This is a genomic window from Gordonia sp. (in: high G+C Gram-positive bacteria), from assembly GCF_020438995.1.
GTDB lineage: Bacteria > Actinomycetota > Actinomycetes > Mycobacteriales > Mycobacteriaceae > Gordonia.
This window is the reverse complement of the sequence record NZ_JAGQTN010000293.1, coordinates 1-3,135: the sequence shown is the minus strand read 5'-3', so window position 1 is coordinate 3,135 and position 3,135 is coordinate 1. Positions and strand designations below refer to the sequence as shown.

General features: G+C 63.9%; 5 protein-coding genes. All 5 read right to left on the bottom strand.

Annotation, left to right across the window (positions count from 1 at the left end):
- Positions 1–137: 137 nt before the first annotated feature.
- The gene (locus KDB67_RS20820) at positions 138–374 is read right to left on the bottom strand and encodes a hypothetical protein (protein WP_291020189.1); all 237 of its coding nucleotides are present in this window, start codon (positions 372–374) and stop codon (positions 138–140) included.
- A 55-nt stretch (positions 375–429) separates the two neighbouring features.
- Complete coding sequence (locus KDB67_RS20815; protein ID WP_291020186.1) at positions 430–1,527, bottom strand: XRE family transcriptional regulator; 1,098 nt, start codon at positions 1,525–1,527, stop codon at positions 430–432.
- Positions 1,517–2,104: a hypothetical protein gene (locus tag KDB67_RS20810; RefSeq protein ID WP_291020183.1), complete on the bottom strand. Its 588-nt coding sequence runs from the start codon at positions 2,102–2,104 to the stop codon at positions 1,517–1,519. The genes KDB67_RS20815 and KDB67_RS20810 overlap by 11 nt, the downstream gene beginning before the upstream one ends.
- A gap of 224 nt (positions 2,105–2,328) precedes the next feature.
- The gene (locus tag KDB67_RS20805; protein ID WP_291020180.1) at positions 2,329–2,619 is read right to left on the bottom strand and encodes a CopG family transcriptional regulator; all 291 of its coding nucleotides are present in this window, start codon (positions 2,617–2,619) and stop codon (positions 2,329–2,331) included.
- Positions 2,616–2,936, bottom strand: a complete 321-nt coding sequence (locus KDB67_RS20800) for a hypothetical protein (protein ID WP_291020177.1) — start codon at positions 2,934–2,936, stop codon at positions 2,616–2,618. The genes KDB67_RS20805 and KDB67_RS20800 overlap by 4 nt, the downstream gene beginning before the upstream one ends.
- Positions 2,937–3,135 lie beyond the last annotated feature (199 nt).

Genomic DNA, 3,135 nt, shown 5'->3' with positions numbered 1-3,135 from the left:
GGTCGGACTGATCGGTGGAATACTGGCGGTCGCCGACTGAACCGGTCACCTGACCGGTGTAGGCCGGACGTCAAGCGAGGACCCCCAGCGCCTTATTCGCCGGGGGTCCTCGTCGGTGTCTACCTCATCGACGTGACTCAGACGGAGGTGAGTTCACGCTCGACGTCGGCCGTCGGGTAGCGGGCACCTGTGGGGACCGAGAGCCCGGCCGACAGCTTGCGCAGTGTGTCGTACACCATGCCGACCGAGGTGGCGATGTTGCCTTCGACAGGCTCTGATGACCAGTTCGAATCCGAGCCCCATTCCATGAATCGGAACTCGTGTAGTTCGGGGTAGAAGATCGCGAGCGTCGCGCCGTCCGGGTACCGGTACATGAGGGTTTCGACCGCCGTAGCCGGTGCACGTGGATCTGCGTAGTTGCAAGCTGGGTCAACGCCCAGGAAAGGTGATCACCGTCGCCTCGGTCGCGGGCGACCAATCGACCCAATCGTCGAAAAAGGTTCGGCGCAAACCTGTTTGCTCAGCAGCTCGCGCAGGCGGATCCTGATCTGGGAAGCGTCGTGCCATTGCCTGCGAGAGCCATACCGCTTCCTCGCTTACCACCTCGACCGGCTCGTTCTTGTTCCAGCCGCGCGCGGAGATCTGCTTGTACAGGCTGCGCGCCTGGTCGGCGTCGATGCGGTGCAGTTGCCGCAGGCGGACGACCATCGCCTTGATTGCCACTCCCCACTTGGCTTTGAGCTTGGACAATGTGGTCAGCGTGACGCGGCCGCCCATCGCTTCGAGGTCGCCGAGGAACGGTTCGGCCGGCAGTAGGAATGCGCTGGCGAATCGATGTGCCTGCCGCTCAATATCCTTCGCCTCGGCCGCGGTATCCGGTGGCGGGCTCGCCGCGTGCATCGACAGGTGGCCCAGCTCGTGGGCTGTGGTGAACCGCTGACGGTCTCCCGGTAGGTGCGCGGCCGGCCGTGCGACGCGTACCACCGGTGTGCCGTCCACGTACATCGACATTCCCAGATGCTTGCCGAGTTCGCCTGCCATAGGCAGGACAATGCAGCCCAGGCGCTCAGCCGCTCGGGTCACGTTGGGGACGTGCGGTGCGTTGACTTCGGCTGCGGCGCGCACATCTGCTGCGAACTCGTCGATCGCGTCGTCGTCAAGGGGATCGCCGGCGAAGGTCGGCACTCGTTCCGGGATTCGCCTCAGGTTCAGTGCCTCGAACGCCTCGACCGCCAACAACGTGTCGTTGACGATCTGGTCGACGGTCTTCTTCGGCGCATCGGCGTACGCGCGCAGCCAGGGACGTGTGTAGAGGTGCTCGGTGACCGGTCGGCCTAGGAGCTTCTCGTCGCAGCCGAGCATGGTGGCCAACGGACCGAGGAGTTCAGCGGAAGGTGCCGAGTGGCCGCTGAGCATCCGGGACATGGCCGCCTGCGGCAGATTGAGCGTGTCCGCCAATTCCTTCTGCGTGAGCCCGCGGGCGATGCGGAGCTGTTGGATGCGTGGTGCGTCGATCTCAGACAGCACCGCCAACACCACCCTCATTCTCCTCGTCGTCATCAAGGCCGAGGTCGGCCTCGTCGGCGGGACGGAAACCGCTCGGCGGCATCGTTCCGGCGCTACCCAGCAAGGTGACCGGGCCGAGGATCAACTGGCGCATGGCGCCGTCGGTGACGCCCTGCACCTTGGCCACGAAGATCTCGTCGAGCATGCCGTCGTCGCCGATGGTGTAGGCAAACACCCATGACTCGGCTGGATATACCGAAGCGTCGTCGGCAGCAAGTAGTGCATTGTCCCCACGGCACACGATGACGTACGCCTCCGAAGCCTTGTCAAAGGTCGCCTTCAGGACGCGATGGTGCCGATAGGTGTCACCGACGAGCGTCACGACTTCTAGTGATCCACCCGACCCCGAACGACAGTGGAGTCCCAGCCTGCCGCAGCCTTCCCGGATCGCGTCGAGCGCAAGATCCCGTGTCAGACTGGCTTGGGACCGTCTGCTGTTCCGAAACGACGGATCCTGACCAGTGGCGACACCAATGCGGTATCCGCGCTCGTCGAAGGTCTCGCGGAGGTCATCGGCCAGTTGATGTAGCTGCTCCATGACCAGAGTGTGACATATGAGTGAAACAGTTTCAAGGGAATGTCACACCCGAGCACTACCCCTCGTCCGACGACTGCGCCCGAGAGTGTTGTTGGCCGTCGTCGTCGGGCTGCGGGGATTGGTCGGGGCGGGTGGCGACGATGGAACGGATCAGCTCGTCCTGCTTCAGGCACACCACCGCGCGGCCGGTTGTGCGGATCGGACCGGCGACGATGGCCGAGGCATTAGGCCGGGTGTCGTTCGAGGTATTCGACGACAGCACGTCGAATGATCTCGGCGGACTTGACGTTCTCCGCAGCGGCACGCGCATCGACGCCGACTTTGATATCGGCGGGCAGTCGGACGGTCGTGCTGGGGGTCTTCCCGGCTCCGGAGTCCTTGGCTGGTCGCCCCATGCGCAGGATGGCGCCGGTGTGTTCGATGGGGCCGATGACTTCGTCGGCGCGTAGCGGGTTGGCAGCGTAGTCGGCGGCCATAGCGTCGTAGTCGGCGTCGGTGGGACGGTGTGTGGTCATTTCTTGGGTCCTCCCTGTTGTGGGCGCTGCCGTTTGGTGATTCGTCCGGGGTTGATATGTCCGTCGAGTTGGGTGGCTGCGATGGTGCTGGAGCGCAGCATCATGGCGTGGAATACGACGTATTCACCAGGCTGGGTGTCGTAGATGATCTCGATGTAGGGCTCGTTGATGTCGTATGCGCCGACGGTGACGGTGAGGTTTGCGTCAGGTCTGCGGGCGGCGACGCGTGCGCGATGCTCGGGGTATTCGATGATGGCGCGGATTTCGGTTTCGGTGATGCCGTGCGCGAGTGCACTTGGCCTGATCGTGATCCGCACCCAAATAAGTGTAGCCGCTTTATTGAAAAGTGCAAGCTACTTTCAACGAGGGTGCTGCACGCGCCAGCTGGCGCCGTCAGGTCGGACTGATCGGTGGAATACTGGCGGTCGCCGACTGAACCGGTCACCTGACCGGTGTAGGCCGGACGTCAAGCGAGGACCCCCAGCGCCTTATTCGCCGGGGGTCCTCGTCGGTGTC

Coding starts and splice junctions, on each gene's coding strand:
- KDB67_RS20820 (WP_291020189.1), bottom strand. CDS start 374: ATGTACCGGTACCCGGACGGCGCGACGCTCGCGATCTTCTACCCCGAA.
- KDB67_RS20810 (WP_291020183.1), bottom strand. CDS start 2,104: ATGGAGCAGCTACATCAACTGGCCGATGACCTCCGCGAGACCTTCGAC.
- KDB67_RS20805 (WP_291020180.1), bottom strand. CDS start 2,619: ATGACCACACACCGTCCCACCGACGCCGACTACGACGCTATGGCCGCC.